This window comes from Wolbachia endosymbiont of Drosophila incompta (genome assembly GCF_001758565.1).
Taxonomy (GTDB): domain Bacteria; phylum Pseudomonadota; class Alphaproteobacteria; order Rickettsiales; family Anaplasmataceae; genus Wolbachia; species Wolbachia pipientis.
Window position 1 is genome coordinate 132,813 of record NZ_CP011148.1, and the last position, 14,980, is coordinate 147,792.

Below are 14,980 nucleotides of genomic sequence, written 5' to 3' on the forward strand. Positions count from 1 at the left end.
GATAGAGGTCAAATATCAGAAGTTATCGACAAAATCATCAATAACAACCAAGATAAAGTTCAAGAATACAAAAGCGGTAAAACAAAGTTATACGGATTCTTTGTCGGCGAAGTTATGAAACTTACCAAGGGAAAAGCCAGCCCTGATGTCGTGAATTCAATTTTGAGTGAAAGATTAAGTAATTAGTCACATTTTTTTATTTACATAACAGCACATCTCGTAGATATTCTCAGATTTACGCTACGATATCTGTATATCATGACATATAACTTTTTTACCATTTGTTGGTACTATTTTTAAAATTATGTGAGGTTGAGGATGCTTGAAGATCATCCTGTTTAGGGGGCAAAATGTTCTCGCCATGGTATTGACTATCAAGAGTTGTGGCTCATATTATTTCTCATGCGTGTGATGGATAAAAAATGTCCTTTCCGCTTAGCTACAGAATTGAAGTCAGCTGCAGGCTTTGATGATGTTGTTCTCCAATGTAAGCAAAATAAAACAACAATACATAGGTTTGTGCAAGTCAAACACAAACAAGATGGAACTGAAAAAATCAGTGTAGGTAGCTTATTAACAAAGAGTGGTGAGTTTAATTTGTTGAAATACTTTATTGCTTATTTAAAGATCAAAAGTAATGGAAAGTTTAAGGGTGAGATGAAGTATTTTGCTATTGTTACGAATATTGATTTTGATTTCACAGATTCAGCACAACATGAAGTGAGAAAGCTGAGAATGATGTCGAGTGGAAAGAATAAAGAAAAGGAAATTTCAGTTATAAGAATAGACACACAAGATGAGTTTCTGGATGTAGGTGATGGTGTAAGATATAAATTTGATAATAGTATTATCTCATACTTGCAGGAAAATAAGGATTTTATAAAGGGTAAGGTAGGTAGAGAAGTCAGTGATAAAGAAGTCGAAGACTTTTTAAATGAACTAGTGTTTGCGGTTAATTTGCCCAATGAAAGTCAGCTAAAAGAATTGTTTAAAGGTGAGATGAGTGGTAGATTGGCCAAAAAGTTTGGCTATGTTGGTGACAATGAAATCTTTTGCAATGACCTTCTGGAGAAAATATCAGACTGGGTGAAAGATATAAAAGGACGTTTTCTTTCGCCAGAAGAAGGAAAAGAATTTTTCCAAAAAGTGGAGCTATGGGCCAGCACTCTATGTGGGATAGAACGAGGGGTAAAGAAAGGGAATAAAGGAATTGATAAAATAGCAAAACAACAGCATAAGGATAGTAAAACACTGAATGAAATACATGCAGCTGTAACAGCGCAAAATAACAAGCAAAGACCCCATAAGAAACCTTATGGTCCTCGTGACAAAAAATCGAAAGCAAGAGAAGAAGGAGATATAGAAGAATCAGATGAATTTGATGAAATAGAAGCTTTAGAATTTGTTAAAAGGGCTTTGAATATAGAAAACAATTTACAGAATAAGGAAATAAAAAAGCTAGCACAGGAACTACAATATTCCCAATTGGCTTTAAAACTAGCGGTTACATATATTAGTGAAGAAAATATTGTATTTAGTCACAGGGGTAGAAAAAGGATTAGAGTTGGTGGCTATCTGAAAAAGTGTGAAAAGATAGCAGAGAAGCTACTTGACTTTAAGTCCGAATATAAAAGTGATCGTTATGCTAAGGCAACTTTCATAACTTGGAAAATTACAATTGATGCTATAGTGCAAAAAAAATTTGGGCCGGAAGCATTGAGCATTCTCGAGATAATGGCCTATTTTTCTCCTAATGAGATTTATATAGAAGAAATCTTTTCACAGCAAGTAGCTAATGATAAAGAAGTGTTGTGGAATGCTGTTGAGTTACTTAATCGATATTCAATGATTAAATTAAGGAAAGGAGTAGTAAATATTTACAGACTAGTGCAAAAGGTGACTAGATTAAAATTACAAGAGAAAGGCCGAGAAGAAGAGGTCTTAAGGAAAGCTCTAGAATTGATAAACAGTTATGATGTATTAATAGATAATTCTATTGTTGCATCTGTTTGGGGATATGTGAGTAAGTATGGTGAGTTAATTGACGAATTTTACTTTAATCCTATTTATGGTAAATGGAAATATACACCGTTGCATTCACTTGCCGAAAGTGGCAGTTATGAGGCAGTTAGGTGCGTATTAACACATATGGAAGAAAAACACCCAGATAAATTTAATTGTGTTGTTAATGCTAGGGATGGATCTGACAGCACTCCATTGTGTTCAGCTGTTGAGAGTGGAGGATTGGACATAGTGCAATATTTTATCAATAAGGGTGCAGATGTCAATGCTAAGAGCAGATATGGTATCACTCCGTTACATCAGGCTGTTTATGATGGAAGGGTTGATATAGTAGAATACCTTATAGGCAAAGGGGCGGACATTAACGCTAAAGATGAAAGTGGCTTCACTGCGTTACACTGGGCTACTATGATGTATAGGGTTGACGTGGCTAAGGTACTATTAAAACATAATGCAGATGTTAATGCTAAGGATAAAGATGGCGATACTTCGCTACATCTTGCTACTAAGATGGGTAGGGTTGCCGTAGCTAAGGTACTATTAGAACATAATGTAGATGTTAATGTTAAGAACGAACAAAATAGAATTTCGCTGCACTATGTTGCTAGAAGTGGAAGTATAGAAACGATAGAATGCCTCATTGAAAAAGGTGCCGATGTTAACGCTAAAGATGAAAATGGCAACACTCCGCTACACTTTGCTGCTATTATGGGAAATTTTGACACGGCTAGAGTGCTACTAAAACACAATGCAGATGTTGATACTAAGAATAATAGGGGAATGACAGCATTGCATTATGCCACTGATTTTGATCACCAAGAACTTGTGGAGTTACTTTCAGCTCGTGATACAAATTCTATTGACGATGGGATGTGTATGGTTGCTTTAGCTAAGACACTATTGAAACACACCACAAATGTTAGTGTTAAGAACGAATGCAATAAAACTCCACTGCACCATGCTGCTAAAATTGGAAGTGAAAAATTAACAAAATACTTTATTAAAGAAGGGGATGATGTTAACGCTAAAGATGAAAATGGCAACACTCCGCTACACTTTGCTGCTATTATGGGAAATTTTGACACGGCTAGAGTGCTACTAAAACGCAAAGCAGATGTTAATGCTAAGAATAATAGGGGAATGACAGCATTACATTATGCCACTGATTTTGATCATAGGGATCTTGTGGAATGGCTTTTAGCTCATGGTGCATCCATCCTGTGACTACTGAAATTTTGCATTTAATTTATAGCTCCGCTTCTATCAGGGCATAGGATGACAGAAGTGGGCTTTAATGGCTGTAGTACTATAGCTGTTATACTCCAAAAGTAAGTATTAGATATAACAAATAGAAGAAATTAGATAGAATGATTAAAGGGGCAAGGGTATAAAGGTTTAACTTAAAATAACCTGATAAAATTTGAATCACACTTCCAAGTGCTGGCACCCATGAAAGTAATGTAACTGCACAAATCAGTAGATTTTTTACGATTTTTGGTGTTTTATGCTCGTTCTCTAGTTTGCGGTATGATTTTCGTATAGAGATTGTTATTCTACCTAAATACCAGTTAACTATTCCACTAAGGCTTGATCCTAGTACTCCAAAAAATAACATCAGTAGTGGAGTGTGATACGACCTGAAATAAAGCATGGTATTGAACACAAAACCTTGATGTATGGGTAAGACTAATGATGATACTAGACTATCTGTGAATAACAGAAAGTAATTTTCCATATGAGTTTACCAGGTTGTTGTACCATCTTCATTGTCAGAAATTGTAATCCCCATTTGTTTCAACTGATCCCTTATTTTGTCTGCAGTATCGTAATTTTTATTTTTTTTTGCAATTTTTCTTAAGTCTATCAACCTTTCTATTTCTTGATGATTTACATCTACAGCAAACCACTTTTCATAACTTGACTCAAGAAGACCAATAAATCTGGCCCTCTTAACAAAACTCTCAGTTAATTTTAGCTTTTCACTTTCATTACTCATTTTGTTAATTTTTGCAGCCATTTCATGTAATATAGCTAGAGCTTCAGGAATGTTTAAGTCGTTTTTTAAAGCGTCTATAAAATCTTTAGAAATCTCTGCGTTACTTTCATCAATATTTATTGTATCTAAACCACGTGATAGCCGATAAAATTTATTTAAGGTTTCCTGTGCGTCAGAAATAACGTTTTCTGTCCAATCAAGTGGTTTTCTGTAGTGAGTTTTGAGCAGTGCATAGCGTATTACTTCACCCTTTATTCCACTATCTAGCAAATCTCTTACTTTGACTATATTAAATAAGGACTTGCTCATTTTCTCTTCATTTACTGTAAGAAAACCGTTATGTATCCAGTATTTTGCAAACATTGATCCAGCAAATGCAGACTTACTCTGTGCAATTTCATTTTCATGGTGAGGAAATTGTAAATCTATGCCGCCACCATGAATATCAAAATCTTTGCCAAGGTAAGCATATGACATTGCTGAGCATTCTATATGCCATCCAGGTCTGCCCTCTCCCCATGGGCTATTCCAATAACTTGAAAGTTTGTAGTCAATATCATTTGCAGGCTTCCACAGCACAAAATCTCCCGGGTGCTTTTTATTTTCATTAACTTCAACTCTGCTACCTGGAACCAATTCATCAGTTTTTTTTCCTGATAAAGCACCATATTCATGGTAAGATTCTATATTAAAATACACATGTTTGTCAGATTCATAAGCGTGGCCTGATTGCAGCAAATGTTCAATTAATTTTATAATATAATCTACGTTTTTCGTTGCTTTTGGCTCGTGTGTTGGCTCTGCACAATTTATGCTTCTCATATCTTCATGAAAAGCCTTAGTGTAATATGTGCTGATACTTTCTATGTTGCTATTTTTTTCACTTGCTGCATTAATTATCTTATCATCAATGTCGGTTATGTTACGCACATAGGTAACTTTGCCATAACAAAACTTAAGTAGCTGAAATAACACATCATACACAACAACAGACCGTGCATTGCCTATATGTGCTGTGTCATATACTGTTGGTCCGCAAACATACATTTTCACATGATCTTTATCGATAGGTGTAAAAAGCTCCTTTTTTTTTGTTAAGGTGTTGTAAAGCCTAACCATATACGAAGCTTTTGAGAAAAGAAAATGCCCCAATGATAAGTTGTGGCCCTTTGACTACTACAACAAGAGTAAGCAATAGCCCACACAATGATATTAAAACTCCCAATATGGATAGAAACCCATCTTTACTCATAATGCCAAGCGAAATAAGAGTCGTACCAATTGCAGGAATGAAGTTAGTAAGAGGCAATGGAAGAGCTATCGATAATGCAGAAAGCAACATTACAAAAGCTAAAATCTTTTCACCGGGCCCATAGAAAATAAAAGACATTCTTGGTTTCATGAACTTTTCTATTTTTTTTAATGCTGGAGAAGTTTTCTCTACCACAAAAGCTAGTGTTGAACGCTGAAAAGACCTTCTTTCCAACCAATGCGGCATCCAAGGAGAATCAAATCCAAATAGAAGCTGCAGTGAGAATAAGATTAAAGGTATAGAAAGAATAGTTGTATAACCAGGTGGAACCGGTATAGGCACCGATAGCGGCAAGGAGAAGATGATTATTAAAATACCAAAACCACGCTCATGCAAAGCTGTTTTAATGTCAAACAAAGTTACTTTATCGCTATCATTGTTATTGGTATCTGCAACTTCTTTTAGAATATCAGAAGCTAATTTATCACTTTTAGTCAACTTATCATTTTTTGACACGAAAAACCTTTGATAAAAATAATTCTTAACACAATTATTGTTTTATTTCAATATGCATTATTCATTTTGCGCTAGTAATTCGTTCTTTTGTTAAAGTGTTGTAAAGCTTTTAAGAAGAGAAAGTGCTCCGGTTATAAGTTGTGGTCCTTTGACTATTACAACAAGAGTAAGCAACAACGCGCACAATGATACTAAAACTCCCAATATGGATAGAAACCCGTCTTTACTCATAATGCTAAGTGAAATAAGAGTTGTGCCAATTGCAGGAAGGAAGTGAGTAAAAGGTAATGGAAGAGCTATTATTATTGCACAAAGCAACATCATAAAAGCCAGAATCTTCTCACCAGGCCCATAGAAAATGAAAGACAGTCTTGGCTTCATGAATTTTTCTATTTTTTCTAATACAGGGGAAGTTTTCTCTACCACAAGAGCTAGTGTTGAACGCTGAAAAGATCTTCTTTCTAGCCAACTGGGCATCCAAGGAGAATCAAATCCAAATAGAAGCTGCAGTGAGAATAAGATTAAAGGTATAGAAAGAATAGTTGTATAACCAGGTGGAACCGGTATAGGCACCGATAGCGGCAAGGAGAAGATGATTATTAAAATACCAAAACCGCGCTCATGCAAAGCTGTTTTAATGTCAAACAAAGTTACTTTATTGCTATCATTGTTATTGGTATCTGCAACCTCTTTTAGAATATCAGAAGCTAGTTTTTTATCTTTAGTTAGTTTCTCACTTTTTTGCACAATTATCCTTTAATAAAATATTCCTCTTAAGCTAACATAGTTGTTGCTGTATTTCAATATTTGTTATTTATTTCATACCAACACTTCATCTCTTTCATTCTTTAACCTGACTAAGTTTTTAAACAGATGACATGCACTAAGGTGCATGTCACGAAGTATGAGGACGCTAACGATCTGGTTCATTAGACGATAATTTTTCTGAGTCCTTAAGCTCCTGTTTAAGGTTTTTGATGCCTTTTCCTAAATCACCCATAACTTGCGGTAATCTGCCTGCACCAAACAGAACTAAAATTATTATTAAGACTAGAAACAATTGCCATGGTCCTAAACTCATTTTCACCTCCATTTAAAATATTGACCTTTAAATATTAAAACTTGACTGAAGTCAAGTAACACATAGATTATATCACCTTTATTTAATTATAAATCAAGGTTTTTTAATTATTTTATAACAATCCCAAACTAGATTATTTTCTTGCAGCGAATAAGTGGAAACTTTTCGCTTAACTGTAGAGTAGAAGAGAGCTCACTAAAAAACTTTGCTAGCGTATCATCTTTAGGCTTATGGTATATATCGCTAGAAACTCCTGATTGAATAATTTTACCATTTTTCATTACGTAGATAAAATCTGCAACTTTCAATGCTTCTTGCGGGTCATGAGTTACCATTAGCACAGGGATATTTTTACTTCTAAAAAGGGACAATATATGTTGTCTTATTCGGCACTTGAGCAGTATATCTAAATTAGAAAATGGTTCATCTAACAACACAACATCAGGGTTTTGTGCCATCACTCTTGCTATTGCAACTAATTGTTGCTGTCCTCCAGATAAGACGTTAGGGTACATATTTTCATATTTTTCTATATTGAGTAACTTCAAGATTTCCAATGCAATTAGGTGCTTTTCTCTCTTGGAAGAGCTGCGGATAGCAAAGGTTATATTTTCTACTACTGTTTTATGAGGAAATAATGCAGAATGCTGAAAAATCAATCCGATATTTCTATGCTCTATAGCGACTGATGCCTTATTACTTGCAACTAACCTATCATTTATAAAAATAGTTCCAGATTTTGGATTTTCTATCCCCGCAATTAATTTCAAAATTGTTGACTTGCCACAGCCAGAATGCCCCAATAAACATGCAACATTTCCTTTCTTTACTTTAATGTTTATATTGCTTAAAGCAAAGTCGTTTTGATTGTTATAGAAATAACCAATATTGTTAACTAGCATTAATCTTACTTAAACCATGTTATTAAATATAATAGCATTATACTCAAGAAGTACAGAAATGTTTTTTGTCGTCATAAATTGGTTATGCAAGAAATCTAGAAAAGAAAGGATTTTTTGCTATAACTTTACATGAATGGTAGGAAATACGGGACTATAGCTCAGCAGGATAGAGCGTTGGACTCCTAATCTGAAGGTCGTGCGTTCGAATCGCACTAGTCCCACCACATTGCTTCACAAATTTTATGGAGATTTTTTTTCACAAATACGCACACCTTTTTTTGCGGTTTTAAGATATAAATTCCCTAATAATAAAACGGGTTTTGTGTCATTCCAGTACTCCTCTCTTATAATTCACGTATTTAAGAATGACTTCTGCTAAACCTTTACTAATTCCAGGTACGTTTTGAATTTCAGCCAGAGAAGCTTTGCTTATATTTTTCACTGAACCAAAATAAGACATCAACGCTTTTTTTCTTTTGTTGCCAATGCCGGGTATTTTGCTTAATTGTGAAACTATAAACTGTTTATCGCGTTTTTTTCTATGTGAAGTTATCGCAAAACGGTGGGCTTCATTACGCAGCGATTGTAAGTAAAGCATGACTTTGCTGTCATTTGCCAGACTGAATTCTTCCCTGCCCAGCATATAAAATCTTTCATTTCCTGCGTTACGATCAGGACCTTTTGCCATACAAGCAAAAGGAACGTTTATATTCAATACTTCCAGTACATTCTGTACTATGGAAACATGTCCTGGTCCACCATCAATCAGTAAAAAATCAGGTATTATGCCTTTTATATTGCCGGAGAAACGTCTGGTTAGCACTTCCCTCATCATTTTATAGTCATCGCCTGAAAATTTTTCCTTTATAGTAAATTTTCTGTACTCACTCTTTAAAAAACCCTCCTGCCCTGCAACAATCATCACACCAATTTGCTGGCTTCCAGAAATATGGCTATTATCATAAACCTCGATACGCTTTGGAATGTTTGGTAACAAGAAGATTTTGCTAAGCTCCTCAAGCTTTTCTAGGTTATTTCTATAATCGATAAGCTTCTGCTCTAAGCTATGCTGAGAGTTATCATAAACAAATTTCAATAAATCACGCTCTTTTTTATTCTTTGCATGCAGAACTTTTACTGGCTTTTGAGCAACCTTATATAGTGCTTGTTCTATAATTTCCTTATCCACAATAGAATCTGGAACGTAAATTTGTATTGGAGGTATGTTAGCTGAATTATAAAAATTGACCAAAAAGGTGGATAAAATTTCATCATTTGAGTGATCACCACAGTTCTCGGCAAAGTAAGGAGTGCTGCCGTAGTTGTCTTTATTTCTAAACGATAACACACTAATACATGCTAGATCCTCTTCACGTACAATACTGAAGAAATCTGCATCTTTTTCAAAAGAAAAATCCGTGTGCTGTATTTGAATTTGCTCAAGAAACTTTACCCGATCTCTATATATAGCAGCAAGCTCATAGTTTTCTTCACTGCTGCACTTTCTCATTGTGAAAAGTAACTGTTCTTTCACTTCCTTATTTCTTCCAAGCAATGTATTTCGTGCCTGTTTTACTGATTGGCAGTAGTCGTCTTTTGTGATTTTGTTTATGCATGGTGCTGAGCAGCGCTTAATTTGATATTCAATACATGGTCTTTTTGTTGAGGAAAAGTATTGATCTGAACATACTCTTAGGAGAAAAGCTTTTTGCAATGACAATATAGTTTGCTTAACAGCAGCGGCAGATGTAAAGGGACCATAATAATGAAACTCATTTTTCTTAAATTTGCCTCTATATTTTGCTATTCTTGGATAATCGTGCTTGGAAATTGTTATATAAGGATAAAATTTTCCATCCTTGAGCACAATATTATAAAGTGGTTTCAATGATTTTATTAGCTGTGTTTCAAGAAGCAGTGCTTCGATTTCATTCTCAGTGATGAATATTTCAACCTTAATAACCTGTAAGAGCATAACTCTAATTCGTTCAGAAAGGTTTTCGAATTGAAGGTAGTCGGATAACCTTGACTTTAAGTTTTTTGCTTTTCCAACATATAAAACTTTATTCTTATCTCCAACCATCTTATACACGCCACAGGATTGTGGAGATGATTTGATTTGTTCTTTATATTGCCTGAGCATTTATCCATTGTTTAACCTGTATGAGGTTAAAATCTGCTACTAAATGAAAGATGGAAACTACATTTTCAAGCAAAGATAATCTGTTTCTTCTCAGCTTATCAGAATCACAGTTAATCTTTATACTGTCCATAAACTGATTGATAAACGGAGCAAAACCAGCAAGTTCATCAAGTGCTACATTAAAGTGGTTATTTTTTATCGCTTGTTTTATGTTTTTACAAGCAGTTATAGCACAATTTGATAGCGCAATTTCTTCACTTTCAATCAAAAACCTCTTACCGTAAGATGCACTATAAGTAGTGCCATCACTTTTCCTTGCTTTGCTCATCATGTTACTGACTCTTTTGTAAGTGCTTAGAATTTGTTCACCTTCTGGAGTACTAAGATAACGATCCAATATAACAGTTCGCTTTTCTGCTGTCAGCAGATCATTAATATCGATTTTATATAGTATTGAATCTACAACATCTTGCCTTATATCTCTATTTTTTAAAATAACCTTGAATCTTTCTAAGCAAAATCTAAATACTAGTTCTGAAATTTGTTTTCTATTCGGCTTATCAACTGACGCTGTATTTTTATTAAATAGAAGCCTTGAATATAAAGATACTGACTTGTCTATCATTAGCCTAATTGGAACATGCAAATTATTTTCAAGTGTTGTCCTAATTATACCAATTGTCATTCTCCGCAAACCAAATTGATCATACGAACCAGAGATTTTCTCACCTGCTGCAATTAAACCAACTAAGCTATCCACTTTGTCTGCAATTGACACAGCAATTGCAGAAGGAGATTTAGGACACTCCTGCTCTGGCCCGATTGGCTTATAATGCTCAGTTATAGCTTCCACTACTTCTTTATCTTCTTGAAAATAAGAAGCATAATATCCACCCATTACTCCTTGTAATTCTGGAAACTCTCTGACTATCGATGTTGCCAAATCAGCTTTTGCCAAATATGCAGCACGTTCAACTTTTATCAGCGAAGCATGTGGAATAAATATAGCTATATACTTTGACAGAGCCGTAATACGCTTCACCTTTTCCCCCACGCTGCCAAGTGAAGCATGAAATAATATCGAACCTAATTTTTTGACATAATAATCTAGATTTTCCTTTTTATCTTGAGATATTAAAAATTGGGCATCAGCAAGACGTGCTTCTAATATTCTTTCGTGCCCTTTAACAACTTCACCATTGTTGACGTTGACAACAGTGACAAAGTGTGAAATTCTCTTTCCATTACTTAAAGCAAGGTATTTTTGTTGTGTATTAACTATACTAAGTATTACTTCCTTCGGTAATCCAAATGACTTTTCTTGATTCACTTCACCAAACAGTACGATTGGCCACTCTATAAGCCCTGTCAATTCATTTAGTAAATAATCATTTTTCTCAAGTTGTAAATTCTGCTCTTTTGTGAATTTATTAATCTGATCTAGTATAAATTGCTTTCTTTTGTCCATTTGGAGAATTACACTGTTTTTTTCTAGCAATTCAAAATAGTCTTTAGGTGCTTTAACAGTTAACGCTGTACCACTTGAGAGAAATCGATGGCCATATGTTGTGTTAGATGCTGTGATCCCTGCAAAAGACACAGGTATTATTTCGTCATTTAAAATGCATAAAATGTTTTTGATTGGCCTAACCCACCTTTCTTTTCCTTCGCCCCATCTCATGCTCTTCAACCAAGAAAAGTTTTTGAGCATTTCCTCCAGTTGATTTTTGAGGAATTCTCTGATGTTAAATGAGCAGCTTTCTCTTTTAATGAAGTAAAAATCCTCATTATTTACTTTTCGAACGAGCAAATCTTCTTCATTTTTCTGATATTTTCTTAAAAAACCTTCGATAGCACTTTTTGGTGCGTTAATGTTTGGTCCCTTAACTTCGTTATTGGAATCCTTTAGCTCCAAAGCATTTATGTTGTCGACAAATAGGGTAATGCGACGTGCCGTTATAAAAACCTCCATTGATGTAAATTTTACATTATTTTTGTTAAAAACATTGGCAATACAGCTTTTAACTTGAGTTGCAACTACATTCTGCATTCTCGGTGGTATTTCTTCTGAAAGGCACTGAAATAATAACTGCAACGACATACGCTATTTACTCATGTACAATTCACAACATTTTTTTGTTAGCTCTCTAACTTTACCAATATAAGCTGTACGTTCATTCACACCAAGCACACCTCTTGCATCAAGCAGATTAAGTAGGTGACTAGTTTTAATACATTGGTCATAGGCTGCCATTGGTAGCTCCTTTTCAATAAGGAACTTACACAATTTTTCCGTATCTTCGAATTGCTGCTGTACCACTTTAGTATCATAATAATCTAACGCTAGATAAGAAAATTCATATTCTCTTTGTTTAAAAATATCTCCGTAAGTTACACCGTTATCGTTCCAAATTATATCGTAAACATTATCTACACCTTGTATGCACATTGCTAAACGTTCCAACCCATATGCCACCTCACCAGGAATCATCTTGCAGTCAATCCCTCCAACTTGCTGTATATAAGTAAGCTGTGTTACTTCCATTCCATTGCATGTAACTTCCCATCCAAGTCCTGATGCACCAACGCTCGGATTTTCCCAATCATCTTCAACAAACTTAATATCATATTTTTCTGTAGATATGCCAAGAACTTTTAAGCTATCTAAATAGACGTCTTGTAAATTATTACCAGATGGCTTTATTATAACTTGATATTGGTGATGTTGATACAAACGATTAGGATTATCACTATAGCGTCCATCTGCTGGCCTAATTACTGGTTGTAGATATGCAATTTTTGCCGGTTTTGTATCAATTGCAGACATAATTGTTGCAGGATGTAATGTGCCAGCACCAACTTCAGATGTGTATGGGTGAAGTATAACACATCCTTCACTAGCCCAAAAATCTTGTAACTCTTTTATTATACTTTGTAAGTTCACACAAATTGTACACTTTTTATACTAAATATATAAATAAATAAGTACTATTCAATACCTATTTTTTTAACAGTATCATGTAAATAATCACCTAAAACTGCTGAACTTTCCCTCACATACTGAATTATGCTTTTATTTAGGACAATTGCATCATGCATAGTTAAATCGCAGAATATAAATGCTGTTAAATACAGTAAAATCACCGCATAAAATGTGTGAAAAATCCCCTCAAATGTAATTGACATTGCATTATTATAGCTGAGCTGTATTGAACTTATTGGCCATGGTTTTATCACTTCTACGACATTAAAAAATACGTAAGGTATCATAAGAAAAAAGAAAAAGTGCATAAAATCATTAAACCAAAATGAGCATTGAAACATCTGCTTACATATATTCCCATAGAGTTTACTTACAGCATAATAAATCGACATCATTGCCGGCATTGAAAGTGCTACAGTCAGTACTTGCCCTGACGCTATTTGTATTACTATTTCTTCACCACTGTTTGCTGAAGGGTCTTGAGCATGAAAAATAAATATTCCAATTAATTGCATTACTAACATAACTATTGCCAATTTTGTAAAAACAGCAGCTACAACTATTCCTGAGTCTGGCATTTTATATAGTAAGTATTCGCCTCCATATGTAAGAATTAATATAACATCGACAATAAATAATATTAAAAAAGAAGACCAATAGTTCTGCCAACTTGGTAAATATCCTATTCCTAAAAGAGAGCTTACTGTTTTAGCAGGAAAAACCTTGCCTAGCATCTTTCCCAAAAATTTAAAAAAAATCCCCATGTTCTAAGTAACACTTGGTTTATATTATTTATAATACTGTATTGTAACGGACTTATCAACAACTTAAAACATGTATTGGAAAACTTTAAGTAATATGCAGCAACAGTAGAAGAACGTGCGCCAAAAATTTAATAATTTTATAGGGCTTATGCACTTAAATTTTTTGCAATATCAAGTGCAGCGTAAGTGAATATTGCACTTGCACCCGCACGTTTGAAACCAATCAAAGATTCATAAATCACCTTGTCATAATCTAGCCAGCCATTATTTGCAGCAGCTTTTATCATTGCGTACTCACCGCTTACTTGGTAAGCAAAAATCGGAAAATTAAACTTATCACTTGCTGTTTTGATAATATCTAAATATGGCATACCTGGTTTAATCATAATAAAATCTGCACCTTCATTTATATCCATTTCAATTTCGCACATTGCTTCGTGCGCATTTTTATAATCCATTTGATAACCACTTTTGTCTGTAGAATGTGATAGCCCACATGAACCAACGACTTGCCTGAATGGAGCATAGAAGCTAGAGCAGTATTTCACTGCATAAGATAATATTAATACGTCTTGAAAGTTGTTATCATCTAATGATTTTCTGATTCTTCCTACTCTACCATCCATCATATCAGAAGGAGCAACTATATCACATCCTGCCTTCGCTAAAGCAAGTGCTTGCTTACACAGTACTGATATAGTTTCATCGTTTTCTACATCCATCTGATTATCTTTTAAAATGCCGTCATGGCCATGAATAGTGTATGGATCCAGTGCAACGTCTGCAATAATACCAATTTCAGGTACCTTTAATTTTACAGCACAAATTGCTCTGCAGATTAAGTTGTCAGAATTATATGCTTCTTCAGCGTTTTCAGATTTTAGTTTACTATCAACTACAGGAAAAATTGCAACAGCATTAATTCCTAAATCTTTAGCTTCCTTAACTATAGACACTAATCCATCTATTGAATAACATTTTACGCCTGGTAAGCCAGAAATTGGTTCAGTTGTTTCTTCTCTGTCATGAACAAACAGAGGAAGAACCAGATCATTTACTGATAAACTATTTTCACTTGTTAAATTGCGAACCCATTTGCTCGAGCGCCTGCGTCTTAATCTTGTATTTGGAAAATTAAACATTGGATCCAGGCAAGTTCCCAGTAAAGAGCAACACCCCTGAAATGAGTATCACCCAAAGCACCGATATTGTTAGAAATACTTTCCAACCAAGGCGCATTAGCTGATCATATCGATAACGAGGTATTGTTGCTCTAATCCAAATAAATATAAACAAAAGTATAACTATTTTCAAAATGAAC

General features: G+C 34.5%; 13 protein-coding genes, 1 tRNA gene and 1 pseudogene. 3 read left to right on the top strand and 12 right to left on the bottom strand.

Translation table 11 applies throughout. The features are described from left to right. Both gatB and WG67_RS00645 read left to right on the top strand, forming a co-directional pair. A pseudogene (gene gatB, locus WG67_RS07975) lies at positions 1-186 on the top strand (Asp-tRNA(Asn)/Glu-tRNA(Gln) amidotransferase subunit GatB); the annotation flags it as partial. A 225-nt stretch (positions 187-411) separates the two neighbouring features. After that, on the top strand, positions 412-3,246 hold the full coding sequence (locus tag WG67_RS00645) for an ankyrin repeat domain-containing protein (RefSeq protein ID WP_245683373.1): 2,835 nt from the start codon (positions 412-414) through the stop codon (positions 3,244-3,246). 91 nt (positions 3,247-3,337) lie between these two features. On the opposite strand, the gene WG67_RS07585 is transcribed toward WG67_RS00645, so the two are convergent. From WG67_RS07585 to WG67_RS00675, 6 genes are all read right to left on the bottom strand, one after another. Further along, positions 3,338-3,757 carry a YqaA family protein gene (locus WG67_RS07585; RefSeq protein WP_070356743.1) on the bottom strand — a complete coding sequence of 140 codons (420 nt, stop codon included), beginning with the start codon at positions 3,755-3,757 and terminating at the stop codon, positions 3,338-3,340. Between the two features lie 6 nt (positions 3,758-3,763). Further along, positions 3,764-5,137: a cysteine--tRNA ligase gene (gene cysS / locus WG67_RS00655; RefSeq protein ID WP_070356744.1), complete on the bottom strand. Its 1,374-nt coding sequence runs from the start codon at positions 5,135-5,137 to the stop codon at positions 3,764-3,766. Then, on the bottom strand, positions 5,130-5,786 hold the full coding sequence (locus tag WG67_RS00660; RefSeq protein ID WP_010962396.1) for an exopolysaccharide biosynthesis protein: 657 nt from the start codon (positions 5,784-5,786) through the stop codon (positions 5,130-5,132). The genes cysS and WG67_RS00660 overlap by 8 nt, the downstream gene beginning before the upstream one ends. 90 nt (positions 5,787-5,876) lie before the next feature. Next, positions 5,877-6,533, bottom strand: coding sequence for an exopolysaccharide biosynthesis protein (locus WG67_RS00665; RefSeq protein WP_010962397.1), 657 nt, complete (start codon positions 6,531-6,533; stop codon positions 5,877-5,879). Positions 6,534-6,699: 166 nt separating this feature from the next. Continuing rightward, complete coding sequence (gene tatA / locus WG67_RS00670; protein WP_006013840.1) at positions 6,700-6,867, bottom strand: twin-arginine translocase TatA; 168 nt, start codon at positions 6,865-6,867, stop codon at positions 6,700-6,702. A gap of 128 nt (positions 6,868-6,995) precedes the next feature. Next, complete coding sequence (locus WG67_RS00675; protein ID WP_070356745.1) at positions 6,996-7,769, bottom strand: ABC transporter ATP-binding protein; 774 nt, start codon at positions 7,767-7,769, stop codon at positions 6,996-6,998. A 147-nt stretch (positions 7,770-7,916) separates the two neighbouring features. On the opposite strand from WG67_RS00675, the gene WG67_RS00680 reads away from it, so the two are divergent. Beyond that, positions 7,917-7,993, top strand: a tRNA-Arg gene (locus tag WG67_RS00680). A 101-nt stretch (positions 7,994-8,094) separates the two neighbouring features. Here WG67_RS00680 and uvrC read toward each other — a convergent pair. The 6 genes from uvrC to WG67_RS07980 form a co-directional block, all read right to left on the bottom strand. Further along, complete coding sequence (uvrC, locus tag WG67_RS00685) at positions 8,095-9,912, bottom strand: excinuclease ABC subunit UvrC (protein ID WP_070356746.1); 1,818 nt, start codon at positions 9,910-9,912, stop codon at positions 8,095-8,097. After that, entirely contained in the window at positions 9,896-12,013 is a 2,118-nt protein-coding gene (gene glyS / locus WG67_RS00690) for a glycine--tRNA ligase subunit beta (RefSeq protein ID WP_070356747.1), read from the bottom strand. The genes uvrC and glyS overlap by 17 nt, the downstream gene beginning before the upstream one ends. Before the next feature lie 3 nt (positions 12,014-12,016). Then, positions 12,017-12,856 (bottom strand): glycine--tRNA ligase subunit alpha, encoded by an 840-nt coding sequence (locus WG67_RS00695; RefSeq protein ID WP_010082308.1) that lies wholly within the window; start codon positions 12,854-12,856, stop codon positions 12,017-12,019. 44 nt (positions 12,857-12,900) lie between these two features. Then, positions 12,901-13,659 carry a phosphatidylglycerophosphatase gene (locus WG67_RS00700; protein WP_070356748.1) on the bottom strand — a complete coding sequence of 253 codons (759 nt, stop codon included), beginning with the start codon at positions 13,657-13,659 and terminating at the stop codon, positions 12,901-12,903. A gap of 146 nt (positions 13,660-13,805) precedes the next feature. Then, a complete protein-coding gene (hemB, locus tag WG67_RS00705; protein WP_070356749.1) occupies positions 13,806-14,801 on the bottom strand; it encodes a porphobilinogen synthase in 996 nt (331 codons plus the stop codon). Then, on the bottom strand, positions 14,794-14,980 hold a 187-nt coding region (locus WG67_RS07980; protein ID WP_458694955.1), incomplete at its 5' end, for an NADH-quinone oxidoreductase subunit H. The genes WG67_RS07980 and hemB, both read right to left, overlap by 8 nt.